At 55.8% G+C, this 25,499-nt stretch carries 19 protein-coding genes and 4 pseudogenes; 9 read left to right on the forward strand and 14 right to left on the reverse strand.

All coding sequences use genetic code 11. The features are described from left to right. Window positions 1–369: pseudogene (locus tag MR825_RS12295) on the reverse strand (IS481 family transposase); the annotation flags it as partial. Window positions 370–623: 254 nt separating this feature from the next. Between MR825_RS12295 and MR825_RS12300 the strand changes: the two are divergent. From MR825_RS12300 to MR825_RS12310, 3 genes and pseudogenes are all read left to right on the forward strand, one after another. Then, the gene (locus MR825_RS12300) at window positions 624–1,286 is read left to right on the forward strand and encodes a helix-turn-helix domain-containing protein (protein WP_287880966.1); all 663 of its coding nucleotides are present in this window, start codon (window positions 624–626) and stop codon (window positions 1,284–1,286) included. A gap of 363 nt (window positions 1,287–1,649) precedes the next feature. After that, window positions 1,650–2,129 (forward strand): annotated as a pseudogene (locus MR825_RS12305) (transposase); the annotation flags it as partial. Window positions 2,130–2,336: 207 nt separating this feature from the next. Then, the gene (locus tag MR825_RS12310; RefSeq protein ID WP_287880968.1) at window positions 2,337–2,579 is read left to right on the forward strand and encodes a helix-turn-helix domain-containing protein; all 243 of its coding nucleotides are present in this window, start codon (window positions 2,337–2,339) and stop codon (window positions 2,577–2,579) included. A 120-nt stretch (window positions 2,580–2,699) separates the two neighbouring features. Here MR825_RS12310 and MR825_RS12315 read toward each other — a convergent pair whose 3' ends face one another. Next, on the reverse strand, window positions 2,700–3,008 hold the full coding sequence (locus tag MR825_RS12315) for a hypothetical protein (protein ID WP_287880970.1): 309 nt from the start codon (window positions 3,006–3,008) through the stop codon (window positions 2,700–2,702). Window positions 3,009–3,135: 127 nt separating this feature from the next. After that, the gene (locus MR825_RS12320) at window positions 3,136–3,684 is read right to left on the reverse strand and encodes a recombinase family protein (RefSeq protein WP_287880971.1); all 549 of its coding nucleotides are present in this window, start codon (window positions 3,682–3,684) and stop codon (window positions 3,136–3,138) included. An 84-nt stretch (window positions 3,685–3,768) separates the two neighbouring features. On the opposite strand from MR825_RS12320, the gene MR825_RS12325 reads away from it, so the two are divergent. Both MR825_RS12325 and MR825_RS12330 read left to right on the forward strand, forming a co-directional pair. Beyond that, window positions 3,769–4,065, forward strand: a complete 297-nt coding sequence (locus MR825_RS12325; protein WP_287880973.1) for a nucleotidyltransferase family protein — start codon at window positions 3,769–3,771, stop codon at window positions 4,063–4,065. Next, window positions 4,052–4,408 carry a HepT-like ribonuclease domain-containing protein gene (locus MR825_RS12330; RefSeq protein ID WP_287880974.1) on the forward strand — a complete coding sequence of 119 codons (357 nt, stop codon included), beginning with the start codon at window positions 4,052–4,054 and terminating at the stop codon, window positions 4,406–4,408. Before MR825_RS12325 ends, MR825_RS12330 begins: the two co-directional genes overlap by 14 nt. A gap of 117 nt (window positions 4,409–4,525) precedes the next feature. Here the strand turns inward: MR825_RS12330 and MR825_RS12335 are convergent, their stop codons facing one another. From MR825_RS12335 to MR825_RS12350, 4 genes are read right to left on the reverse strand one after another with little or no spacing between them, the layout of a single operon-like run. Then, window positions 4,526–4,894, reverse strand: a complete 369-nt coding sequence (locus tag MR825_RS12335) for a DUF3846 domain-containing protein (protein ID WP_287880975.1) — start codon at window positions 4,892–4,894, stop codon at window positions 4,526–4,528. Continuing rightward, window positions 4,891–5,091 carry a hypothetical protein gene (locus tag MR825_RS12340; RefSeq protein ID WP_287880977.1) on the reverse strand — a complete coding sequence of 67 codons (201 nt, stop codon included), beginning with the start codon at window positions 5,089–5,091 and terminating at the stop codon, window positions 4,891–4,893. The genes MR825_RS12335 and MR825_RS12340 overlap by 4 nt, the downstream gene beginning before the upstream one ends. Beyond that, entirely contained in the window at window positions 5,078–6,007 is a 930-nt protein-coding gene (locus MR825_RS12345; RefSeq protein ID WP_287880979.1) for a class II glutamine amidotransferase, read from the reverse strand. Before MR825_RS12345 ends, MR825_RS12340 begins: the two co-directional genes overlap by 14 nt. Next, the gene (locus MR825_RS12350) at window positions 6,007–7,122 is read right to left on the reverse strand and encodes an amidoligase family protein (RefSeq protein WP_287880981.1); all 1,116 of its coding nucleotides are present in this window, start codon (window positions 7,120–7,122) and stop codon (window positions 6,007–6,009) included. The genes MR825_RS12345 and MR825_RS12350 overlap by 1 nt, the downstream gene beginning before the upstream one ends. Window positions 7,123–7,622: 500 nt before the next feature. Here MR825_RS12350 and MR825_RS12355 point away from each other — a divergent pair, with 500 nt between their 5' ends. Further along, on the forward strand, window positions 7,623–7,763 hold the full coding sequence (locus tag MR825_RS12355) for a helix-turn-helix domain-containing protein (RefSeq protein WP_287881005.1): 141 nt from the start codon (window positions 7,623–7,625) through the stop codon (window positions 7,761–7,763). A gap of 124 nt (window positions 7,764–7,887) precedes the next feature. Here MR825_RS12355 and MR825_RS12360 read toward each other — a convergent pair whose 3' ends face one another. After that, window positions 7,888–9,021, reverse strand: coding sequence for a hypothetical protein (locus MR825_RS12360; RefSeq protein ID WP_287880983.1), 1,134 nt, complete (start codon window positions 9,019–9,021; stop codon window positions 7,888–7,890). Between the two features lie 1,185 nt (window positions 9,022–10,206). Next, complete coding sequence (locus MR825_RS12365; RefSeq protein ID WP_287880985.1) at window positions 10,207–10,758, reverse strand: hypothetical protein; 552 nt, start codon at window positions 10,756–10,758, stop codon at window positions 10,207–10,209. Between the two features lie 150 nt (window positions 10,759–10,908). Between MR825_RS12365 and MR825_RS12370 the strand changes: the two genes are divergently transcribed. The 3 genes and pseudogenes from MR825_RS12370 to MR825_RS12380 form a co-directional block, all read left to right on the forward strand. Then, complete coding sequence (locus tag MR825_RS12370; protein ID WP_287880986.1) at window positions 10,909–17,520, forward strand: S-layer homology domain-containing protein; 6,612 nt, start codon at window positions 10,909–10,911, stop codon at window positions 17,518–17,520. 415 nt (window positions 17,521–17,935) lie between these two features. After that, window positions 17,936–18,277: pseudogene (gene tnpA, locus MR825_RS12375) on the forward strand (IS200/IS605 family transposase); the annotation flags it as partial. A 125-nt stretch (window positions 18,278–18,402) separates the two neighbouring features. Continuing rightward, a pseudogene (locus MR825_RS12380) lies at window positions 18,403–18,531 on the forward strand (IS256 family transposase); the annotation flags it as partial. Between the two features lie 266 nt (window positions 18,532–18,797). On the opposite strand, the gene MR825_RS12385 reads toward MR825_RS12380, so the two are convergent. From MR825_RS12385 to MR825_RS12405, 5 genes are read right to left on the reverse strand one after another with little or no spacing between them, the layout of a single operon-like run. After that, window positions 18,798–21,443: an ATP-binding cassette domain-containing protein gene (locus tag MR825_RS12385; protein WP_287880987.1), complete on the reverse strand. Its 2,646-nt coding sequence runs from the start codon at window positions 21,441–21,443 to the stop codon at window positions 18,798–18,800. Next, on the reverse strand, window positions 21,416–22,318 hold the full coding sequence (locus MR825_RS12390) for an energy-coupling factor transporter transmembrane component T (RefSeq protein WP_287880989.1): 903 nt from the start codon (window positions 22,316–22,318) through the stop codon (window positions 21,416–21,418). The genes MR825_RS12385 and MR825_RS12390 overlap by 28 nt, the downstream gene beginning before the upstream one ends. A 47-nt stretch (window positions 22,319–22,365) precedes the next feature. After that, window positions 22,366–23,346: a DUF4430 domain-containing protein gene (locus tag MR825_RS12395; protein WP_287880991.1), complete on the reverse strand. Its 981-nt coding sequence runs from the start codon at window positions 23,344–23,346 to the stop codon at window positions 22,366–22,368. Continuing rightward, window positions 23,343–23,654, reverse strand: a complete 312-nt coding sequence (locus MR825_RS12400) for a hypothetical protein (protein ID WP_287880993.1) — start codon at window positions 23,652–23,654, stop codon at window positions 23,343–23,345. The genes MR825_RS12395 and MR825_RS12400 overlap by 4 nt, the downstream gene beginning before the upstream one ends. A 15-nt stretch (window positions 23,655–23,669) precedes the next feature. Then, a complete protein-coding gene (locus MR825_RS12405; RefSeq protein WP_287880995.1) occupies window positions 23,670–25,343 on the reverse strand; it encodes an S-layer homology domain-containing protein in 1,674 nt (557 codons plus the stop codon). Window positions 25,344–25,499 lie beyond the last annotated feature (156 nt).

Genomic DNA, 25,499 nt, shown 5'->3' on the forward strand with positions numbered 1-25,499 from the left:
TACCGGTACCCGTTGCCCTGGATACGTTATCTGCTCATAGGGCTTTGGCTTGTAGACTGGTTTCTTCTCGGCCTGCCCCAGCTTGCGCATGACCCGGAACAGGCTCTCTGGACAGCGGGTGTAGCCTCTGAGCCGCAGACGATGCCACAGTTCCACCATGCCCAGTTCGGGATTACGGCGGCGCATATTCCGGATCAGCTTCAGTTCTGCCTGGGTGTGTTGGTTTGGATGACTATGGGGCCGCCGGGATCGGCAGGCTAAAGAGACTGCTGTTCCATCCCAGCGGCTCTTCCAGAAGTAGATGTACGACCGGCTCTTGTTGTACTTCCGGCTGGCTTGGCTGACGCCGTATTTCTCCGCGTATTTCATCAGGGATTGCCGATAGATACGCCATGTCCTGTGCTATACGCTTGCTCATGAAGGATATGGCCCCCTCTCATCAAGTTGTTGTGTGGTAACTCAACTTTATCCGATGAGGCCATTTCCTTCATCCTTTTTATTCGACTGTCCAATATGTATTGTACTCTTACAATCATTTTCCGTTGGAATTTATGATTTCTCCTTGCCACAGGCCAGGCGCGTGTTATAATATTTACAAAATCGCTGAAAAAGGGAGAAAGGCCATGAAACAAATACAGGATCTCGCTCTGATGCGATGCTACATCGACCGATACCACTTGGAGGAACTGTGCTCTCTGGATCTGATGACCGCCGCCACGCTGGTGCGCTACGAGCCCAAGGAGATGATGGGCTCGGCCGGCCTCGTGGAGGATGACTTCCTCATCCTGGTGGAAGGAGAGTGTATCGCCTATACCCTCACCAACAGGGATAAGCTGCACTGTGAATGTTATTTTCAAGGGCTCAATTTTATGGGATTTTCCTCCGTCCTCTGGCAGGAACCCACCATCAACGATATTCAGGCCATCACTCCCTGTGTCTGTTTGTCCTTCTCCGCCTCCCGCTATCGGGAGATGCTGCTCAATGACGTGAAGTTCCTTCGCACCGCCACAAAGTGGCTGGCCGACCATGTGCGAAAAAGCTCCGCCCATTTTGAACCCCTGGAGGTTCGGCTAGCCGGCTTTCTTTTGGAAATGCAGCGGGACGGTCTGTTCCACTTCAAGTTGACCCTCTGCGCGGACCTGCTGGAGACCAGCTACCGCCACCTGCTCCGCACCCTTCACACCTTTTGTAACAGGGGATTCCTTAAAAAACAGTCTAAGGGTTCTTACCTAATTGTCGAGCCGGAAGCCCTAGAAAACTTGCAGATCCGCGACCCGATTGATTGAACCAGGGCAAGTTTTTGCGTACAAATGTGGACCGCGTGACGCACGTTACTCGGTCAAAGAAGCAGGGTCGTAAGCTAGGCATCAAGCAGGACATTCATCACTCTTTTTCCGCTTGCCCCATATCGTGACCCACAAGCCCTCTATGGATTATTTTTGCACTGCCCCAGATTGTATGGACAGTACAAAAAAGCCCCCAGGTAGGAACTATTGAGTTTTAGTGGGAGAGGTGTCGCGTAAGCGGCGCCTCTCCAGTCTTTAGGAAACCTCTAAAAAACGGGTCCCAGCGTAGTTATGGCAACACCGCACAGAAAACTGTGTACAAAAAATGTCGCCAAGTGGTAAAATAAAGACATGAATAAACAAATGAGTCTGTCGGACCTGAGCGATGAACTGGCGCAGGTGCGGACAAAGAAAAAAGAGTTTCTTGAGCAGATAGAGCATATTGTTCCCTGGGGCAGATGGATTGCCATGATCAAGCCGTGCTACTACAAGGGGGAGCGCGGAAATAAGCCCTATGATCTGGAACTGATGCTGCGGTTATATCTGCTGCAAAATCTTTATAACCTGTCTGATGAGGCGACAGTTGCCGAGGCAATTGACAGTCGTGCATTCTCAGAATTCTGCGGCGTAGAGTCCGGCAATCAGGTGCCTGACGGGGATACACTCGGCCGCTTTCGGAATATCCTTGTGCACAATGGTTTGCAGGAACAGCTGTTTGCACAAGTAATAAAGTTGCTGAGGGAGAAAGGCTTTCTTCTGAAAAAGGGCACTATCGTTGACTCTACCATCATTGCCACTCCATCCTTTACAAAAAACCAGGACAAGCATCCGGGTCCCGCTGCTTGTCCTGGTTTTTTGTAGGTAACCGTCAAATGACCCGACGGCTTGAGCCCGCCGATGGAAAATGAGAGAATAGCACATAGCTTTCCATCCTCCCTGTTTATGACCACAAAAAGCATATTTACTATCTATTAAATATAATATTATAATTTTCCATACATGTCAATTAGCGTCTCGATTGGGTACCATATTATGGTGAGGTGATCGCGTATGAAAGCAGAGCATCAGGAACGGTATCGGGAATTAGGGCTTAAAATAGCCTATTACCGCAAGCTGCGCGGACTTACGCAGGAACAGCTTGCCGAACAGGTGGACCGGACCCCCGCGTTTATCGGGCATGTGGAAGCCCCTAATATCCCCAAAGCGATCTCGCTGGATACGCTGTTTGACATCTCCAACGCGCTGAGCGTTCCGGTCTACAAATTCTTTCTCTTTGAATCAGATAACCCTTGATAGGTAAAGTATAGTATGTTGGGTGGACAACGGCTGTCTATGCGGCAATGTATCTGCAAAGATTTCCCGAAAAAAATAAGAGGAAGGACAGCATAGATTGCTCTACGCTGTGCTTCCCTTTCACTTGGAGGGTTTACTCTTCTCACAGGTATTCTTTGACGGGCATTTTTCGCATAGGCAATTGCATTCCTGACGCTCCCTTTTTTGCCGGTTCATCTGCTTGAACCGCTTTTGTGTACTGAGCCTTTGGAATACGGCCCGCTCGCTGCGGCCCATTGTGACCGCGATCTCGGAGATGCCATATCCCTCATTGAACAATCCGGCCAATTCAAGATCGTTTTCTTCCGTCCACGTCTCTCGATACCGATCCAGCTTCTGATAGCCGAACCGCCTCTTTTTCAATTCCTCATGCAGCTTTTGACTGTCCATAAAAATACGCTCCTTTTAATAATTGGATTATTAAAAGGATGTTGATGGGCGCTAAAAAAATAAACAGAGGAGAAAGGCGGGGCCATGCATACCGGAAACGCATGGCCCCGCCCTCTCAGGACGCCTTCTATATCTCCTTGACGCGCCTGTAAAAGGTGCTGGGGCTCATGTTCAGCCTCCGCATCGCCTCACGGGCGGAAATCTCCCCCGCCCTCCACCGTGAGGCGATGCGCTCCAGCTCGGGGCATTCAATCGGCTTGCGGCCCCGGTACTTCCCCCGCGCCCTCGCCAGAGCGATCCCCTCCCGCTGGCGCTGCAGGATATATTCCCGCTCCAGCTCGGCCACCGCGCCGAACACGGTCAGCATGAACTTGCTGGTTGGCGTGGTGGTGTCAATGGCCTCCTTTTTTGAGACGAACTCCACATGCTTTTCCCCCAGGCGCTCCACCAGCTCCAGCAGGTCTCTCGTATTCCGGGCAAAGCGGCTGATGGATTCCACGATGACGGTATCCCCCTGGCGCACATACTCCATCATCCTTTTCAGCTCCGGGCGGTCGGTATTCTTGCCGCTGGCCCTGTCCATATAGATTTCGTCCACGCCCAGCTCCTGCATCATTACTTCCTGACGCAGAGTGCTCTGTTCCTGTGTGCTTACCCGCACATAACCAATTTTCATGCCGGATCATCTCCTGCTTGTAAATCAAATCGTTCATTGGTATACTATAATCGGAGAAAGGCTTCGGGATTGGAGGGATTCTCTATGAAAGCCTATACATTGGATGAGATCCGTGATATTGTATCCCGCCTGGCACGGCAGTATGGCGCAAAGCGGGTTTACCTCTTCGGCTCCTATGCCCGCGGAGAGATGACAGAGGCCAGCGACATCGATCTGCGCATTGACAAGGGGGAAATCCGCGGCTTTCAATTGGCCGGGCTCCTGCTTGACCTGGAGGATTCATTGGGCGTTCCCGTGGATTTGGTTCCCACCACCAGTCTGGATCAGCACTTTTTGAACTCTATCCAGGACGAAGAGGTATTATTGTATGAAGCCTCTTGACCGAAACATCAGCGTCTTGGAGCACATCGTTTCTTACTGTCAGCAGATACAGGAAACGGTTGACCGCTTTGGGGACGACTACCAAACTTTCAGCACCGATCCCATCTATCGAAATGCCGCCGCTCTCTGCATTTTGCAGATTGGAGAACTGGTGGGCAAGCTGACGGAGGAATTCCGCGCCCGGCACTCCTCTATTCCGTGGCGCCAGATCAAGGCTATGCGGAATATCGTGGCGCACAGCTACGGCACAGTTGATCCCGAAACCACTTGGGAAATTATTACGGATGACATCCCGGCTTTGCAGCAGTACTGTCTTACCGTGATTGCCGCTCAATCAGAGTGAGTATGTCCCAATAGGACCGGCCCTGGAAATGGCACATGCCAAAACCGGGAAACCGGCTCTATTGGGACACTTTTTTGCTGTGCCGCTGGGGTACGCCCTATTGGCACACACGCCGGCCTAGTCCAGCGCTATGACCTGCAATTGCCCGTTTCCCTTCAGAAATACCTCCGGGCGGCGGAAGCGTTCCGTGTAATACTCCGCCTGCGCCTGTGTCAGGCTCTCAAAGTGTTCGCTCTCCGGCGGGGCCGCGCACAGGAGAAAGGTTCCGCAGATCACGTCGTAAACCTCTCCGTCCGCATCTCTCAGGCAGCGGTTGAGCGGCAGGCCCAGCAGCTTTCCCTCGTCGTTGCAGATCAGCGCCACGCGCTCTTCAAAGGGGTAGACGGCCTGGACTGTACCGCCCACCACCTCCTGAAGCGCGGACAGAGCGTCCTCCATTTCTGCTGCTCGGGGCGCTTTCCCCGCTTCCACAATCAATACCCTCATACGTTCTCCTTTCCCCTCAGCCAGCGGATGGCCATTCTTTTCCGGTGGAATTCCTCCGTCCAGGCGCCGCCCGTCGTTTTGTCCACAGCCACCCATTTCCCGTTTTCCCTCGCCAGAAAGAGCCCCCTGGGTCTATACCCGGCGATGACCTTCCGTATCTGCTCCGTGCCCACACGCTGAACCTCAAAGCTCTCCACAGTAAAGAAACTCCTCCAGTTCATCCGTGCTGAACCCCCGCAGCAGCAGAGCGTCGATGTCTTCCGGCGCGTAGCCGAAGGACGAGGCCACCGCTTTCAGCTCGCCCAGGTATTCCTGCTCCGGTGTACAAAGCCCGCTTCTGGAGGACTTCTGCGGTGAATAGAGCCCCTTGAAACACCAGGGGGTGTAATCACACACAAAGCGGAAGTCGGAGCGCATGGGAACCCCTCCGGCATTGATCCGAAGGATATCCCCGGCCTCCAACCGTATCCGCTCGTGAGGCCCCAGGCGCAGCCGCAGCCGGGCAAGCGCACACTTCAGGATCTCCTCCGTGGAGGCATAGAGGTAAACGCCTGTCCTGGGGAAATGGTAAAGGCAGAGGGGGTTGTCCCCCTTCACAAAGTAGAGGTTCTCCCTGTCGTCCAGCACCGTAAAGGCAAACGAGCCCTCGACCTGTTCCGCCATGTATTTCAGGCTGGAAAAGTCGAGGGCTCGCTTTTGCTCCAAGAGCTGGACGGCAATATAGCTGTCCGTCTCAATCCTGGTGCCGGGCAGGCGGTGAGTGCGGCGCAGGGCGCGGTCGTTATAGAGCACGCCGTTGTGGGCCAGGGCGAAAGAGGTATCCCCGGCACGGCCCGGAAAGGGATGGTTGTTGTAGTTGTGCTTTTCGCTTCCCTGGGTGGTAAGCCGGGTGTGGCCCATGACCACCCTTGTGCCGTTGGGGATCCTGGGGTGCAGCTTGTGAGCCGGGAGGGGGCGTTTATAGATGCACAGCCTCCCGTCATAGGGGTAGGCAATCCCGGCGGCATCGGTGCCCCTGGCCTCACACGCGGCGGCCAGGATGGAAATCATTCCGGACTTCTCTTTCCCGGAAAAGCGGTTCTCCGAATCCAGCATGCCGAACAGGCAGCACATCAGTACTCCACCTCCCCTTCCACGGGTTCGTTGACATAGAGGCGGCGCTCCTTCAGATATTGGATGAGCTCCGGCTCTGTTACCCCTGAGACGAAGGTTGTCCAGGGCATGGCCTTCAGCATATCGTCGGTGAAAGTAATCGCCACGTCGCAGACCCGATTGACGAGCTGCAGCGTGGCGATGAGGGTATTGAGCTTTAAGGTTCCACGGAAGATACGGAACTCGATGGTGTCCCGATTCTGGAGGTTGACTGAGGAATAGCGCCCGCCATCATAGCCGCGTTTGGCGTGGTTCAGGATCTCCATCGGCTGCTCCTTATAGCCGTACCGGGCGGCCCAGCGCTTGAGCTGGCTTTCCGTCCGGCGGCTGAACTTCAGAAGCTCCTCCCAGTGGCGCTCGAAGAAATACAGGATACGGGCAATGCAGCTGTCCTGCTCCTCTTCCGTATCTCCGAATGCCGTCCGGTTCACGTGTATGTGGAGCCCGCAGGTACGGGCCATGTGGGACTGATACCCCAGCTCCAGGGCCCGTGCCAGGACGGAGGCCCAGGGCATGTGCTCCATGTGGTAGTCCAGGGTCATGGGATGGGTGACGATCTCAAAGCCGTCGTCCAGGGAGCCGTCATGCTTGCAGTAGGCCAGGGGCCCGCTCCGGTTGGCAAGCTCCAGCAGCTGCCCTGCATGGCTGTGGCATTCCCCGCCGTGGTCGATCTCCAGCTCCACCCCAAAGTAACGGGTTCCGGCTCCATGGAAAACCGGCTCCGGCTTATAGTAGTAGTCCTGGATTCCCTTTCCGTGGGACGAGCGGGTATGGCAGCTGTAGCAGAGAGGCTCTTCCTCTCCCGGATCATCCTCCGAATAGTATGCCTCGTCCACATGCAGCAGCGCGCCGCAGCGGACGCAGTTGGTATAATGCCGGTCATAGCAGCTCCGGCAGAGCGGGGTATCCTCGTCCCCCGCGTTGTCGTCCTGCCAGAGCCGTTCCCCGCAAACATGGCAGATGTGGGTCTCCCTGTCCAAGCAGTCGTCACAGAGCTCCTGGCCGTCCAGGACTATCCGCTCCCGCAACGGGTGCTCGTCTCCGCAGACAGAGCAAATAAAGGTCTCAGGTTTCATCTAGTCTCGTCCTTTCATTGCAAAATCAATACAGATGCAGAGGACAGCGGCGGCAGCGGCCAGCAGGAGCTCAATAAACGTGTCCCGCTGGCCGCTGTTCTGATTGAAATTGCCCTTGTTTGCTTCTCTTTTCCCTAGGCAGTACAGAGCCTGTGGAGCAGGTATTCCACAAACTCCGCCAGAACGGCCCGGATAACGGCCAACAGCGTATACAGCATATCGCATAACCCCCTTCTCCCCCAAAGCCGATTTTGGGATGGTTTGCCTTGTTTTTTAAGTAATGCTTGCGCCTCTGTCCCCTGCAAACAGAAAATCCCGTAGGGCTGGCCAATGCTCGACATCGGCCAGTTCTACGGGATTTCATGGGAATAATATACATTTTTCGAGGACAGAAAAACCAAACGAGTGCAACAATAAGATAATTTGCAATGGGGAGGTCGTTGATTGTGTATTTTACAGGGAATGACTCTGAGAACGAATTACCGGGGATCTTCACACCGATGGAGGTAATGGATATTCTGAATATCGGGAAGAACACGATGTATACTCTTCTGAATACGGGTGAGTTGAAAGGTTTTCGTGTAGGGCGTAGTTGGCGCATCAGCGCCCAATCGCTGGAACAATTCATGCAATTAGACTAATTGGGCAGTGCCAGTCAACTCGGTTGACTGGCACTGCCCAGCCTATCGAAGATGGCAGGAGGCATAATTCAAGTCTACTTTACGGAAACATTTCAGCGAATAATGATTATGGCTTCGTTTATAACTAATTGCGGGGTGCACATATTTTGCTGAATTTGTATTCTCCGCCATCTTCATAAAGCGCATTTAGTCCGATGGCTTGTTTCTCTCCCTCCGATAAGATAAACGACTGCATAAGGCGCATGACATCGGCTGAAGGAGTATCATATTGCTCAAAAGTAAGCTGCTTGACTTCCTCTAAAGAGCGGATAGAGCGCCTTGCAAGATCAAATTTTCCTGGCTCAGAAAAGCAAGCGAGCATATCTGCATACTGTGAGGTCTCCAATCGAGAAGGGTTTAAACCCAGCGATGACGGCTGGATTCCTGGAGACAGCCATTTTGATTTGGCAAGATCGTCCAATACTTGTGCAGATGGACGGTTCAGGAGAAAACCGCACATAAGTAAAAAACAAAACGGAAACGCAAAGCTATCTATTTGAAAGACAGAATGCAGGAAATTTGCACGAAATACAAACGTGCTTTTTTGTTGCTTACTCTCCCTACACAGGAGGCCGCTGTTCAAGAAATCCTGCGCAGGGTAAAAAACGATGGGCGAATGGAAAAGAATATCCGCTACTATAGGGGGCGACAAAGGATAGGCAATATCGGGAATGGAAAAGTAATTTTTGAACAGGTAACGCTTGGAGTCTAAACGGAAGAGTCGTTCCAGAAGGTAGAATTCTTCCAGATCAGACAATTCATATTGATGATTGCCACAAAGCTTTTTTGGAATACAGCGCATCAAGAAATTTTCATTGCGCTGATAGCTGACGGCAGTTTGTGGTGCAGGTGAAAATGGTGCCTGTTTTACGCAGGAAAGCATATTGCTTAAAAGCCTGGGGTAAGAAGTACGGATTTGATAATTTGATTCCGCGGGCTTTTCCACGCCAAACAGATTTTTCAAGGCAATCGGAAAGCTGCTTGAGGTTGATAGAACACGGCTTGCTTCTTTGTAGTTGAAGTCATATTTATTGGCCAGATCGCATAGTGTTCTTGCCATGCATGTTTTGTCACCTTTATCTAAATAAAGATTTCGAAATCTGAAGTAAATGGCAAGAGCAACGATTATGTTCGGCGCAAGATATTTTGACAGCGTTGTACCGTAGTTTTGATGTTCGGCATTTTCGAGATCTTCAAATTTTACCCAGCCGGAAGGCACCCATGTCTATCACATTAACGCCGCTTTCGCCGCTCACATTGCACGGGAGTGCCTGCCTGGCTTTGTTCCTGCGGCCAAAGTGGAGTCTCTGATTGCAAAGTTCCTGCTTCCCATCCGGCCTAGCCGGCAAAAACCGGGGAATATGCGTGTGAAGCGCCCGACCAGTTTTCAGTACCGGATGATTTGAGGTTATTTCACATTCGTTTTTCGCGGAGGAAACTCCGCGCTTTTGCCGTGTCCTCTTTTCTGATGCATGTGTTTACGAAACCGCCTCCGAGATTCTCTCCCGGGAGCGGTCTCGTTGGGGTGGCTATCTTAATGAGATTACGGTTTAGCCGGTGGTTATGACGATATGGGAAAAAACACGCTCCAGTTTCATATGATCATGATTACCTGTACGATAGGGCTGGAAAGTACGCATTAAGAGGAAGCAGCAGAAAAAGTCCAATTTTTTGCCTGCACTCCCTTGCACATTTGGAAAACAGTGATATGATAGAAAAGAAAATTGAATAAAAAGACCAATGCGCCCGGGCGTTGTCCCGGAACCGGAATGGGGTGAGATTCCCCGCGAGTGGGTCACTGTGATACCTTCCTGGAAAGGATAAGTCAGATACGATGAGCATTGGTTCTTACGTCTCCGCCTACACCGGAGGCTGTGGATTCATGATACGCAAATCCGCACAGCCGTTGTATGCTGTGCGGATTTTTTATGAAGCGGTACCGCTTCTATGCTTTGTTATACAAAGCATAGTCCCCTGTTCGGAATACAATCAAAACGGGCGTGTCTTTCCGGGTGATTGCGGTCAAGCGCAGGCGAAAGTTACCCGCAGCGATGCGGTTGCATATATACAATGAAGCGAAAACAAGGGAGGGCCAAGATTGAAAAAGCGGGTATTCTCTATATTCCTGGTTTTTGTCATGGTGCTGGGGATGCTCCCCGGCACAACGTTAGCGGCGGAGACTGTAACGATTGACAGTGAAGATGCGCTGTTTGGCTTCGCACAGCGGGTGAACAGCGGGGAAGCTGCGTTGGATGCGGTGCTGACGGAAGATATTACCGTTACAAAAGCGTGGAGTCCAATTGGATTAAAAGGCGAGCCGTATGCCGGGACCTTCCACGGCGGGGGACATATGATTACGCTCTCCGGTGGAATCACGTTTACAACGACCAGTGAGCGCTACGGCTTATTTGATACCGTAACGGGAACGATTCAGGATCTGACGGTTGCAGGTACGGTCGACCTGGGCACTCAAGCGGGAAATGTCGGCGGTATTGCTGGCTATCTGGAAGCGAGTGGCACAGTTAAAAACTGCATCAATATTGCTGCAGTATCCGGTAAGAACAACATCGGCGGTATTGTCGGCATGAGTAAAGGAACGGTTACTCAATGTGGGAACAGGGGCGCCGTTAAGACAACAACGAATACGGGGAGTTATGTTGCCGGTATTGTTGGGATGTCCAGTTCTGGCAGCAGCATTGCGTTTTGCTATAATCAAGGAGAAGTTACAAGCAAAAACGCCGGAGCGGGCGGTATTGCCGGCTATATGATGGGGAAAAGTATTGTTGCCTGCTACAACCAAGGGAATGTTACTGCAGAAACAGCGACTGCCGGTGGCGCCGGGGGTATTGCTGGGCAGGCCAATAGCAGTACAGCAAATACGACGATTGTCAATACCTACAATGTAGCTTTCATCTCCGGCGGAAAATATACAGGTGCCACTGTTGGAATGGGACACGCGAATACATCCTGCACGGATGCATATTATTTGGAGGGCGTAGGGGTTGGAAATGGTCTGGGTTCACTGACTCCGGGGAACAGCGTCATTGCAGACGCACTGAAAGCCGCAGTTCTCGCTCTAACGGACTCTGAGGGCAAGGCTGTTTTCATGGAAGACACAGAGAACCTGAACGATGGCTGGCCGGTGCTGGCTTGGCAGACATCCGGCGGCTCGTCCGGGGATCAGATCCTCACAGGAGGTCTGACCATCGCGGGCCTGGTCTATGTGGGCGGTACGCTGCGCGCCCGGTATACCGGGGCGGAAAACGTCTCCTATCAGTGGTATCGGGGCCAGGAAGCGATTGCCGGCGCCGATTCGGATACCTATACAGTGGATGCGCTCGACATCGGCAGTATCCTGAAGGTCACGGTGTCCGCTGAGGGCTATGCGGACAAGTCGGAGACCACCACCGACACGGTTCCCAATTATGTGGGTATTGCGGTGACACCGGACACTGCGACCCTTACAGTGACTGACAGCGCGGAGACGGTCTGGACCGGTGAGGGAGGTATTTACGCCCTGCCCGCCGGGACCTATACCTATACCGCTGCGGCAGACGGCGAGTACGAGGACGTCAGAGGTAATTTCACCGTTCCCTATACAGAGCATGACGGCGTGTTGTCCATTGCGTTAGCCGTCAAGACCTATGACGTAACCTTCAACGTGACCCCCTCCAACGCAGCATTTACTCTGGAGAAGGATGGTGTGCAGATCGAACCTGTTGCCGCAGGTACCACGTCTTATAAGCTGGCCAAGGGGGACTACGCCTATTCCGTCTTTGCCTTCGGGTACGAAGATGTGACGGACGAGACCTTCCATTATAATGGAGAAGCGGACAAGACCGTCACTCTGACCGCACTTCCCTTGCGCACTGTGACCATTGTGGTGGATAAGACGGCCGGTGGCCCGGCAACCGAGCCTACCATTGTGGTACGGGATGCCGACGGTACCGCACGGGACTACACCAAGGGACTACCCGCAGGTGCATATACCTACGCCATCTCCTGCGGTGGGTACCAGTCGGCCAGGGGAAGCTTCACCGTGGAGGATGGGGCCGTCAGCATCCGGGAGACTTTAGCCCTCCAGACGGTGTGGGACGGCGTCACCGTGACCGAACCGGCACGGGATTCCCAGGGGGGTTATCTCATCGGAAGCCCGGCAGAACTGGCTTGGTTTGGCCAAAATGCCTCGATGGACGCCAACGCCAAACTGATCGCGGATATTGTCCTCAATGAGGATATGTCCGCAGGGGAGAGCAGCCTGTATCAGTGGACGCCTATCGGTGCCAGCAGCAGCCAGGCGTTTACGGGCACCTTTGACGGCGGTGACCATACGGTTTCAGGGGTATCCGTTCAGAATAGCGTGAACGGAACCGGATTTTTTGGTTATCTCGGCACTGGCGGTGAAATCAGAAACCTGACCGTGAACGGAAGGATCCAAGGTACTAAAAATTATACCGGCGGCATCGTGGGAGACTGCAAGGGCTCCGTTATCAACTGCCACAACCTGGCCCAAATAAACGGCTATCGCTATGTGGGCGGTATCGTTGGCGACTTGGAAAAGGACGGGACCATGGAGAATTGCTCCAACCGAGGAGCGATCACCGCGAGCGACCATACCGTGGGCGGCGTGGTCGGCCGGATTGATGCGGTCAGTTCCTCTGCGCTTCGGAATTGCTATAATACCGACTCGGTGAAAGGGGCGTCAAAAGTCGGCGGTATCGTCGGTGACCAGTATGGTTATGGCAGTGCGGTGACCAATGTCTATAATGTGGGCGAGGTGCGCGCGACTACCGGTTATGCCGGCGGCATCGTCGGAAATTTCCGCTGCAGTACGATAGAAAATGCCTATATGGCCTGCGAAGTCGTTGGCGCAACCGATGCCGCGCGGGGCAAGATCGCCGGAGCGTTGGAGAGCGCCAGTCAGACCAAAACACTCGCAAATGTATTTTACCGGGATACTCCTGCATTTGATGTGGTCGCCAATGAAAAGGGCTGCACAGTGCAGGGCGAAGCCGTCGGTAAAAACGCCGATGAGCTGAAGGTTTTTGCCGCCGCGTTAGGCGATGCATTCATCGACGATGCGAACAATCTCAATGGCGGCTATCCGATCCTGAAGTGGCAGGTGGGACAGAGTTCCGGCCCTGAAGCCCCCGATCCGGATCCGGAGGGCTGGGATGGCGTGGCCATGCAGGAACCCACGGCGGTAAACAGCGTCTATCAGATCGGTTCCGCCCAGGAACTGGCTTGGTTTGCCTCACAGCTCAAGACCTATCCTACGCTGAATGGTGCGCTGACCGCCGACATCGATCTGAACAACCAGCCCTGGACACCCATGTGCGGTGCGGCGGAGGCCGACGCGTATACAGGCAGCTTTGATGGCCAGGGGCATACGATCCAAAATCTCTGTGTCAGCAGCCGTAAGCCCGGCACGGCGCTCTTTGCCGGAAACGCGGGCAGTATCCAGAACCTGACGATCGAGGGCCAGGTGAACGGCGCGGACTACGCGGCGGCCTTGGCAGCGTACAACTACGGCTCCATCGATCATTGCCGTGTCAAGGCTGATGTGACCGGCGGCAACGATGTAGCAGGGCTTGTGGCGGTCAACATGGGAGCGGTGTCTGCCTGCTCCGGGCAGGGCTGCGTAACCGCCAGTAAATACGTCGGCGGTATCGTAGCTTTGAACAAGGATAGCGGTGTGGTGACGCGCAGTTTTCACACCGGCATGGCGGAAAGTGCCTCTGATTTTGCCGGGGGCGTGTGCGCGGCCAATGAGGGTGAAGTAAGCGATTGCTACAACACCGGCCTGGTGATTGGACATGCCGCAGCACTGCGCTCGTATGTGGGCGGCGTGATCGGTTGGAACAACAACACCGCTTCCAACCTCTATAACACCGGCGCTGTGGTCTCCATGGGCTCCCATGTGGGCGGCGTGGTCGGTATTACCACGACCCAGACCACAGTGGAAAACCTATATGGAACCGGCGCCGTCATGGGAATGTACTATGAGGATAATGACAGCTACGAGCAGTATTATGTGGGCGCTGTGGTGGGGCGCAAAAGCGACTGTGTTTCCAATGCGTATTATCTGAATACTCTGGCGGTTACCGGCGGCGGCATTGGGAAATCGGAAGCGGAGATGAAAGCACAGGGGTTTCCCGTACAGCTGGGCAATTCCTTTGCCCGGGATACATCTAATCTTAACGGGGGGTATCCCGTCCTCCTATGGCAGACCAGGGCCAACACCCCGGATGCACTTCCGGCGCTTACCGGTTCATTAGAAATCAGCGGAGAACTGAAGTCCGGCGGTACCCTGAGTGCCTCCTATACCGGGAATGCGGAGGATCCGCTCTTCGTCTGGTACACAGCGGATGAAGACGGCGAATATGTACTGGACATAGGGGCCGCTGTCTACAAGGTCCCTGTAGACCTGGCCGGCAAGCTTATCCGCGTCAAGGCGTTTTCGGCTTCCCATAGCGGCGCGGTCGCTGGCGAAGCCGCCGACCGGATCGAGGGAATGAACGGCTCGGTCTATCTCAGCGGTCCGGCTGTGGTGGGCAAGACCCTAACGGCCGCCTATTCCCGCGTGGAAGATGGGCCTCAGTTCCAGTGGTACCGAGGAAATACCGCCATCCCCGGAGCGACGGGCAGTACTTATACCGTGGCTGTTGCCGACGTTGGATACGTGATCAAGGTCCGGGTGACCGGTAATCAGGCGGGCTATGTGGAAAAAGCTGTATCCTCCAAGGTAGTCCTGGCGGAAGATGCCGGTGTCTGGGCGGACAGCGCGTGTACGGAGCCGGCCAATGTAGCCGGCGTGTATGTCATCACGGACGAGCAGGAGCTTCACTGGTTTGTCAGCGAGGTAAACGGAGGCAATACCTCCATTCAGGGACGGCTGTCCAACGATCTGACGCTGACTACGGAAAACTGGTACCCCATTGGCCATGAAAAGGCCCCTTTCCTGGGGACCTTTGACGGAAATGGGAAGAAGATATCCGGGTTCCGTCTGACCTCTGACAAGGGGGAACAAGGCTTCTTCGGAGTGGTCGGCGGTAATGGCGAGGTCAAAAATCTCAGCGTCTCCGGTACAATCATCTGTAGCGGGGAGAACGCGATCAGCGCGGGCGGGATTGTCGGCTCCGTCGAGGGCAAAATTTCCGGATGTACCTTTAGCGGGACGGTTTCCGGACACTCCCAGGTAGGCGGGATCGCTGGACAGATCGGTTTGCACGGAATGGTCCAGGAGTGCTGCAACACCGCAATCATCCGCGGTGTGGAGCAGCTTGGAGGAATCGCCGGCGCAAGCTCCTACGGCGACATCTATTACTGTGCGAACCGCGGCACGGTAGGTGGGGTGCGTGCAAAGCTAGTCGGCGGCATTGTGGGCGAGGCCCAGAATTACGCCGTTATTACCGGTTGCTATAATGTCGGAGATATTACCGGCACCTCCAATGTGGGCGGTATTTCCGGTAAGGTCTACGTGGCCTCCGCCCCACTTGGCTGTTACAGCGCAGGCTCTGTCACGGGAGGGCTGTATACCGGCGGTGTGCTGGGCAGTCTGGGTGGCACGGATTATATCCCCACCGTCCACGGTAGCTTCTATTTGAATACGCTGCCTCAGGACAGAACTGCCTCTGCCCAGAGCGAGAGTGCGATGAAGAACGCCTCCTTTGTTACCGCACTCAATCGTGATGCTTATGTGCAATGCTACGTGGCGGACGCTGGTATCAATGATGGGTATCCTATCCTCAAATGGGAGCGGGAAGGCCACGGCGGATCGGGCGGCGGGGGACAACCCGACTTGCCGACCAAGGAACGTATTGATGTCACCTTTACGCTGCTGGGCGACACCATCCATGGGAACGATGACCATGAGGGCGGGACGGTTACGTGGATAAGCATGACTAGGCGTACCGGTCTGCCCGGTACGACCACGGCCTATGACTTGTTCCGTCAGGTCTTGGACGAAAACGGCTATACCTATGAAGCGAGAGGCAATAGCTACATTGCATATATCACCAGCCCTGCGGGCGTACGCCTTGGCGAATTTAGCAACGGTGCTTACAGCGGCTGGATGTACACCATCAACGGCGTATTCCCGGACTATATGGCATCTGTAACGCTTCAGGATGGCGACGACATGGTGTTCTTCTTTACGGACGACTACCGCGATACCGGATGGAATCCGAATGGCCGGCCCGGGGAAAGCACCAGCAACGGTTCCTACGGCTATACAACAGGGCGGAATCAAACGGCTGCCGACAAGGTGAGCGATCTGATCGATGCGATTGGTGACGTGACCGAAGACAGCAAAGGCAGGATCGAAGCAGCCCGCGCGGCGTATGACGCTTTATCCGAGGTACAGAAGAAGCTGGTCATCAACTACGACGTGCTCATCGCCGCAGAAGAGGCGCTTGCCCGGCTGGGGGTGGTCGTGGATCTGCCCTTTACAGATGCTGCAGGCCACTGGGCGCTGGAGAGCATCCGGTATGTCTATGACAAGGGCCTGATGGCCGGTACCGGCGAGACGATCTTCGCCCCCGACATCACCCTTGACCGCGGTATGCTGGTCACCATCCTCTACCGCCTGGAGGGCGAACCCGCTGTGACAGGCGGTGCCGCTTATGCCGATGTGGCCCAGGATGCCTACTATGCCGGGGCGGTCGCTTGGGCGACGGAGAACAAGATCGTTTCCGGCTACGGCAACGGTTTCTTCGGCCCCGCCGACAACATTACCCGCGAGCAGATGGCCTCCATGCTCTACCGCTACGCCTCTTATAAGGGCTACGATGTGAGCAAGATGGGCGACCTGAAGTTCTACACCGATACCTCCGCCATCGGCTCCTGGGCGGTGGACGCCATCCGGTGGGCCAATGCGGAGGGGCTGATCAGCGGACGCACCAGCAGCACCATCGTTCCCGGCGGGACGGCTACCCGCGCTGAAGCTGCGACCATTCTCACGCGCTTCTGTCAGCGGTATGTACCGGAACTGACCGCGCCCGAGGAGCGGGAGTGGGTGGTCAACACAAACGGAAGCATCGGAATCGACTCCCGAAGCAACACCCTGCGGCCGCGTGCCGTGCTGGACGGCACAGGCCGCGCCTCGGTCCGGATCTCCGGGACCCAGTTGAAAAAGCTGACTGAGATGTCGGAGAGCCTGGGTGTGGAGCGGGCGATGATCATTCCGTCCGGTGCGGGAAGCCTGAAGCAGATTACCTTGGAGCTGCCCAAGCTGGAGCTGAATCAGATGGCTTACCAGTCTGAGGTGGGACTGGAATTCAGGTCGCCTCATGGCGAGTTGATTCTGAACACGGACGCGCTGCGGATCCTGTCCAACCGGGTGCGCGGTGAGGGCGCTGTGCTCACGCTGTGCGCAGGGGATGCCGCCGATGCGCGGACGGCGCTGGGCGGCGTGCTCCCGGAGAGTGTCACAGAGGCACAGCTGGGTCAGGCGCACGTGCTGCGCGTGTCCGCAGCCTCCGGCTCGAATGACATTACCGCTCTGGGCGAGCAGCGCGTTACCCTTCGCCTCCCGGTGGAAGAAGGCTTCGACACCGCGGATGCGGCCTGCACCGTACTTTGCGTGGCGGGGGACGGCATGGTGACAAAGTTGGCCGGAAAGTATGTCAGGGACGGAGAATTCTCCTACATCAGTGTTTCCCTTTCGGACTTCGGCACAGTGATCGTCCTGACTTCCTGTACGGACACCGAAGTCTGATCAGTGGTGGTGAATGCCGCCAGACCCGCTCGCTTTGTGGAACGCTTCACGGGGTGATACCTTCCATCCTGTTTGGCCGACCCCCGCGGGGCGTTGTCTGCGCCCCGCGGGGGTTCCGCCGCATAGCACACGAAACGTATGAATACAGGAATAGCGACCGGGCCGGAAACTGCATGGCAGTACGGGCCTGCCCTCGTCGTTCAGTCGGTAAGGCCCGGTCCCGTTTTACTGGGCGGGTACGATTGAAGCACACATCTGCCCTCCGGGGCAGGTGTGTTTTTTGTAGTCCGCCCCCCGGCACTGCCGGGGAGTTCCGTAAGAGCTTTAGCGGAGAGTAGGAAATAAGAACTCCCTTTGCTATACTGAAGGTGCGGTCTGCCAACTGCACAAAGAAAAGCAAAGGGAGCTCACCCAAATGAATGACACGAGTAGTTTATCACATACAAGATGGAACTGTAAATATCACATGGTATTTGCACCGAAGTACAGACGAAAGATATTTTATCAGGATAAGAAGCAGGAAATAGGAGAAATTCTAAGAAGACTGTGTGAGTGGAAGCAGGTTGAGATCATAAAGGCAGAAGTGTGCCCAGATCACATCCATATGCTGGTGAGTATACCGCCAAAGATAAGTGTATCTGGATTTGTGGGATTTCTAAAAGGAAAAAGTACGCTGATTATCTATGAGAGACATGTAAATCTGAAATACAAGTATGGAAACCGACAATTTTGGTGCAGAGGATATTATGTGGATACTACGGTATCGCCTTCCCAATGGCCACCTTCGATGCGGAGTGCCGCAATTTCAGGCCGTTGGGAGCGTAGCATTTCTTGTGCTCACGAGGATCGGAATCCTTGTGCTGCTTGCGTTTCACGGCTTCCGGAAACTCTGCCCTCATGCTGGTCTGTGCCCGCCTGCGCCATGTGGCCGGTGCCCAGTGGGGCAACAAGAAGCATATGAACATGAAGCACCTGGAGGCTGCCATTGAGGACGCCTCCATTGTTGGCTGACTTTATTCATCCCAGAGACTGCAAATCAAAGTGCAAAAAATTCTTGACACGACCCGAAGATAGGAAACAGGACCAGATAGAAGATAAGGTAAGCACCAAGGAATACAAAAACCCTTTTAAGGGTCAAGCGAGGTAATCAATCCACAATGGCCTGAACATAGTGAAGGCCAGCGTCTTTTAGGCGCTGGCCGTACTATGCCCTTATAGGGCTTTTTCAAGCCATCCCTTTCAGGGCTGGCCTTGACTCATCAGATAGATTCTGCCATTCACTCCACCAAACCGTATTTCACTTTAATTCTATCCAGCTTTTCCAGCATGGGCTCGGCGGCGAACCATAGGAACAGCCATGTGGCGGCAGCCTGGATGCAATCCATGGGGAAGCCGGAAATATAGTAGGTCAAGAGGATCTTTCCGTTCAGATCAGGCGCCCACATCAGGGCGGAGGCCGGGTTCATGATGCCGCCGTAAATCACAATGGCGGCAAGCGCCCCGAATATGCACAGGCTGACCCGGCTGCGCCGCAGCCAGCCCTTCCGGAACAGGACGCCGGCCAGGAACCCAATGATCCCCATGCAGAACATCTGCCAAGGCGTCCACGGTCCTTGGGAAAACAGCACGTTGGAGGCCAGCATGGTCATGGCCCCCACCAGAAAACCAGTCTCGCCGCCAAACGCCACGCCCGCAATGATCGTCAGAGCCATAACCGGTTTGAACTGCGGCAGCATGAAGAACACCGCACGGCCAGCAACACCAACGGCGCAGATCACCGCAATGATCACCAGCTCCCGTGCCTGGGGCTTTCGGCCCTCAAAAATCAGGAAGAAGGGCAGCATGGTCTCCAGCAGGATCAGCAGGGAGATAAAATAATACTTTTTGCCGTCCAGATAGTACACGCCGACAAACAGTGTCAAGGGAATCAGCAGCAGGATCAGCGCCGCAGCCACAACAGTGCGCTTCGCCAGCTTCCGCTTTTCTTTTGGCATCTGCACCAGATAGTCCGGCCGGTGGGCGCGGCGGGTAATGGAAAAGGCAAAAGCAAACATACAAAATAGCATAATGCCGTAGAGGCGCAGCTGGCTTCCTGCCAGGGCGGTAACGCCTTCCCGGGTAACCAGGGCAGTCAGATCTGTGATCCCCAGAGCTTGCACAAACAAAACGATTGTTACCGCCCCGGAGATCACGGCAATCAGCTTGCGCCACCAGGGCAGCCTTGCCGGCCCCGCGTCCGGGCCGTTCTCCTCCGGCTCCGGCAGGGGCGGGATGTCATCGGGCAGTTCCGGAACGGGCGGCAATACGCCGCCGCAGGCGGAGATTACGTCCTCTGCGGTAACGGCCTCCGGGATAATGCCGCGCGCCATGCGGTTAGCGGAGGTGGTATAGAAGCTGTTGCCGGAGAAGAAGGCTCTCGGCGGTGCCTCGGTAACGATACTTCCGTCAAAGAACAGTGCGCAGCGGTGGGCGTACCGGGCGCAGAACTCGATGTCGTGACTGACCATGAGGATGGTCACACCCCGGCCCAACAATGCCTGAAGGATCTCCGCAAAGGTCTGCTTGAATTCGGCGTCCAGACCCTTGGTGGGCTCGTCCATCAGCAGGATGTCCGGCTCCAGCAGCAGCACCTTGGCCAGCGCCGCCCGCTGCTGTTCCCCGCCCGACAGGTCGTAGGGGTGACGGTCCAACAGTTCTCCCAGACGGCACAGGGCGGTCACATAGGCCACCTTGGCGTCCGCGTATTCCTTCGTCAGCTTTTTGCCCTTCAGAATCTCATACAAATCCTCGCGGACGGTCTTTTTTACAAACAGAGCCTGGGGATTCTGCGGCAGCACCCCCACGCTTCCGATGCTCTGAATCTCTCCCCGGTAGGGCTTTGCGAGCCCCGCCAGCAGCTTCAGGCTGGTGGTCTTGCCGGTGCCGTTGCCGCCCAGCAGAGCCAGGAATTCGCCTTTTTTGAGCGAGAGCGTCAGCCCTTTTACCACATCCGGCAAGTCCTTCTCATACTTGAACCACAGCTCGTCTGCCTCTAGCGCGATTTCATTCGGATAGGCATATTCCGGCTCCCCGGGCAATTCTTTCACGGGATGCTCTGCTGCAAAGGCTGCCAGCCAGTCCCTGCCCTCCCGGACGGTGATGGGGCAGGGAGCGCCGTTCTCTACCGCCGCCCATACCCGCATGGAAGTGGGCATGGCCAGGAACATGGCGTGGCCCGCGTCCTTCAGAATGGCCCCCACCTCATTGGGCGTGCCGGTACAAAGGAGTTTACCACCGTCCATGACTGCCACACGGGTAGCCAGGGGAAACGCCTCCTCCAGCCGGTGCTCAGTCAAAAGGATGGTTGTTCCGAGCTCCCGGTTGATCTTGCCCAGGGTGGCAAGGAAATCCGACGCGGCAATGGGATCCAGCTGGCTGGTGGGCTCGTCCAGGATGAGGACCGAGGGCTGCATGGCCATGACGGAGGCCAGATTCAAAAGCTGCTTCTGGCCCCCGGACAGCTCGGTCACATTTTTATAAAACCAGGTCTGGATGCCGAAGAAAGAGGCCATTTCAGCCACCCTGCGGCGGATGGTTGGGGTGTCGTATCCCAGGCTCTCCAATCCAAAGGCCAGCTCGTGCCACACCTTATCGGTGACGATCTGGTTATCCGGGGACTGCTGGACAAAGCCGATGCGCTGCGACTGCTCCCGTTGGTCCAGCTCGTCCAGCGGGAGGCCCTCAAACAGGATCTCACCGCTCCGTCTGCCGTGAGGGGCCAGGACAGTTTTTAATTGCCGGAGCAGCGTGCTTTTGCCGCAGCCGGAGGGGCCGCAGAGCACCAGGAACTCCCCCTGTTTGACCGTGAGGCTCATCTCCTCCAGCGCGGCCCGCGCCTGCTCCGGATAGGAGAAGGTCAGGCTTCGGATTTCAAATGTTTCCATTTCCTGTCCTCCATTCCATTCAAAATGACCGGCGTCAGGCACAAGGCCAGGTAAACCAACTGAAAGCTGACAGTGAAGGGTATGACCGCCGCGCCCTTGATGGTGGGATAATAGCGCCAATACAGGCCGCCCACCGCCCAGCCGCAGACGATATAAAAGCCGCAGAAGCAAAGCCACGCCAGTGCCGCCTTGTCCCGGTCGTCAAAGCGGTAGATGGAAAAGGCCGTCCGGCCCGGCAGGCCGTAGCCCCTGCTTTTCATGCTGTCCGCAGTCTCAATGGCGTTTTCCAGCGCCCAGGTGATCATAATGGACAGGATGGTGATGGCATTTTTCAGCCGCTGGAGCATACTGCCGTTGGACACGTCCCGGCCCACACACCGCTGGGCCTCGCTGACCACATGGAGCTGGGCCTTGAATTTCGGCACAAAGCGCAGGGTCATGGACAGCACCAGACTGAGGGCGGGGATGACCCGGCCAAACAGATATACAAACTTGTCTGAAGTCATAACCGCCGTATAGCAGGAGAACCAGGTGATGACGGAGGCCAGCATCATAGCAGCGGCCACGCCGTAGGCCATGCTCTCCAGCGTCAGCGGATTTCCAGTGGGCAGATAGGTCAGGATGGTGGCGCCCTTATGGTTAAAGGCCGGATTGATGACAGCCGCCATGAGCATCATGGGCAGCAAGAACGCCAGCTGAAACTTTACGGCCTTCCTGCCGTTCAGATCGATATTGTAGGCCGCGGCGCAGCCCAGGGAAATGAGCAGGCTGACCGGGTGCATGAAGCACATGCTGAACACCTGCACCAGCGCAAAATACAAAAAATTAATGATGGGATGGTAGCTGGAAAAAGTATCCCGATTCTGAATTTTCATCACTTCCGATCAAAAGAGGGCGGCGGTTCGCCGCCCTCTGTATGTTGTTAGGCACCTGTGGAGTAGAAGCCGCCTACATCCACGCCAAGGTCGCAGGTGTATTCCCAGCAGATGACGTCGCCGTCCTGAAGCTGGTATCTCGAACAGCCGTAGTTGGGGAACCAGTCGTTGACTTTGTACATCCATCCGGAGAGCTCCCCGCAGTCGAATTCGTACAGGTTGTGGATGCCCTCAATGTAGGCGCTGTTATACATGGGCGTGTTCTCGAACTCCATATGGATCTTCTGCTGCTTGCAGGTACGCTGAAGAACGTTGAACACACTTTCGCCTTCGTAAAAGGTAACCTCCATAGGCTCTAAAATCCAGCCGTCCTCCGGAACCAGCTCAGTTTTCTCCGGGTCCAGCCAGTCCATGTGCTCCAGGATGGTGGCGCAGGAGATGGAGAGGGTACAGGTGTAGGCCGTATCGGAAATGGTTACATCCTGGGGTTCCACAGGCAGAGGCTTTCCCTCCGGCACCGGGTCGGTGAGATATTTGTCCTTGCCGGTCTCCGGGTCGATGACCATGCCCTGGGACTCGGAGTAATCCTTGTCGCCGGCCAGCACGCCGGGAGAACTGCCGCCGGCGATCTCCGCCGCGGCATCCAGCTTCTCCTGCACGGTCATCCCGCCCTCAAGGCCGCCGGGGCGGCTATCTATACCTTCCGTGGGCGTGGGTTCCGTTGTCGGCATTTCCGTATCTGCGGGCGGCTCAGAAGGCGCGCCGCCCTCCGGCGTCTCTGCCGGAACGGTTTCACCGGGCTGCTCTGTATCCTCCGGTTTCTCCAATGTATCGTCTGGGACGTTCTGTCCCTTCTCCGGCAGCTCCGGGCTGCCGTTTGCCGGTTTGTCCATCTGCTGCGTCACCGCCGGCTGTTTCTCCACTGTCCAGCCTTGGAGACCAGGCGCGCCGCCGCCGTACCAAAACGCCCCGGCAAGGATAGCGACGACCGCCAGAACGGCGATCACCTTTCCTTTGGCCAGCTTCATTTTGTCCCCTCACTGTCCTCCCAGGGTGTATAAAGGCAGTAGGCCGGGCACAGCTCGCCCATGTAGATCCATACATTCTCGCCCATATCAATGGGCTCATCAAACATCAGATTGGGAATGAAAAGCTTTAGCGTTGTCCGCCTCAGCCCCTTGATATTGACGCCCTCTGGGGTGGGCGCTGCCCGAAATGCCGCTACACAGTCGACCAAATCACCGATGCCAAGCTCCCGGCTCAGGCGGGGCAGGATATCTTCCTCTTTGCAATAAGCTACATGATCCGTATCTTTCAGCCAAGTTAAATTCAACATAACAATACCCTCCTATTACAAAAGCTTGGCGGTGTCCAGCATATTGGCAATCATCTGCGCGATCTCGCAGCGCAGGATGGCTTCCTTGGGCCGGATGTTCATGTCGCTCTGATCCAGAATATCCTCGCGATAGCAGAAGGCGAGGCCGAAACGCGCCCACTCAGCGGAGGTCACATAGTCTCCAAACTGCGCCAGGACGTCTCGCGTGGTTGCATTGTCCATTGTCGTATCCATCCCGCAGAGCCCGGCCGCGCGGGCCACCATAACGGCGGCCTCCTGCCGGGTAATGGTGCCTTCCGGATTGAAGCGTCCGTCTCCCACGCCGTTGACAATGCCATAGGTGTTTGCCGTTCCCACATAGGGGGCATACCATTGATCCGTAATGACATCGGTAAACACGTTGTTGGCCTTGGCCGTCAGGCCCAGGGCGCGGACCACGATGGTGGAGAACTCCGCCCGGGTCATATTGGCGTCCGGGTCAAACAGGCCGCTCCCCTTGCCGTCAATGATCCCCCGCGCGGCCAGCGCCTCGATGGCGGGCTGGTTTGCATGGGCATTTGCGCCGGAGATATCCGAAAAGGTCTTGCCCGGCGCAATCACCGGTCTGGCCTGTACGGCGGGGTCCTTTCCTGCGAGGCCGGAGCCAGCTGCCTGTCCGCCCTCACCGGCAGAGATGACCTTCGCATCCCCCATGCGGTACAGGCTGTTCTTGCCCTGCTGGAGCCGCTGGGCCGCTACCAGCCCGTAGAAGCCCTGCTCAGAGGCCATCTGGTTGGAGCCGGAGCCGTCCGCCGTGTGCAGGAATCCGCTGCCCTTGAGATAGAAGGTCATCAGATTGTCCAGCAGGGTGTTCCCATTCTTGACGAAGCGGGGATCGTCCAGGGGGATACCCAGTTCGCACAGGGCCACGATGATCTGCACGCAGCTCTCGGAGTTGGCGGTACCCCAGGAGGAGAAGCCTCCGGTAGAGTTCTGCTTTTCACTCATACAGGCCAGAGCCTCGTCCGTCGCCTTTTTCACCGCGGTCTGGTCCTGGTACTTGGCCAACGCCTGCAGCGCCATGCCGGTGATATCCGGGTCGGAGGTGTTGTCGCCGGAGGAGGCCGCCGCCGTACCGCCGAACAGGCTCCAGCCGCCGTCCGGGAGTTGACACTCCAAGATCCGGTCAATGTACATTTGGCGGGTGGCTTGCGTTTTGGCCTGTGGATTTTCCGGCATGGGATAATTCCGGGAATCCAGGGCGATGAGCGCCCAGATAGGGCCGTTCAGCCCCTGCCAGATGGTTTTGTCATAATCACCAAGCGCTTTGGTCAGGTCGTAGCCCGCCACATCCCGGGCGTCCTTGCCGATGGAGCTGAGCGCCACGATGAGGCGGGAATACTCGGTATACTTTTTCTCATGGAGCATGCCGTTGCAGGCTTTTACATATTCCTCTACGGTGGCATAGTAGTCCTGATAATACTGCTCCGGTACATCATAGCCGCTGCGGGCCAGTCCCAGCACCGCCCACTCGCCGCCGATGGAGCCCACCTGCGGGCTTTTGACGGTCTTGTACAGATAGGCCGCCGTGTCCGTAATGGCATCCGCCAGCGTATCCTTTGATACTGCTGCTAGGGCCGTGACGGACAGGCTCATCAGCAGAGCCAGCACGAGCAGGAGGCTAAGGCCTCTTTCTTTCCATTGCTTCATATGGTTTCCTCCCAAGCTTTTCAGCGGATCGATCCGCCATCGTTTCATTTCCCCGCTGTTTCATTTCAGCAAGGTTTTATGTGTTAAAAATTGTGCATTCCAGCGAGACTTTTATCATCTTACCATATCGATCCTGCGTAGTCAAAAAGCGCTCCC

The organism is Lawsonibacter sp. (assembly GCF_022777125.1).
Classification (GTDB): domain Bacteria; phylum Bacillota; class Clostridia; order Oscillospirales; family Oscillospiraceae; genus Lawsonibacter_A; species Lawsonibacter_A hominis.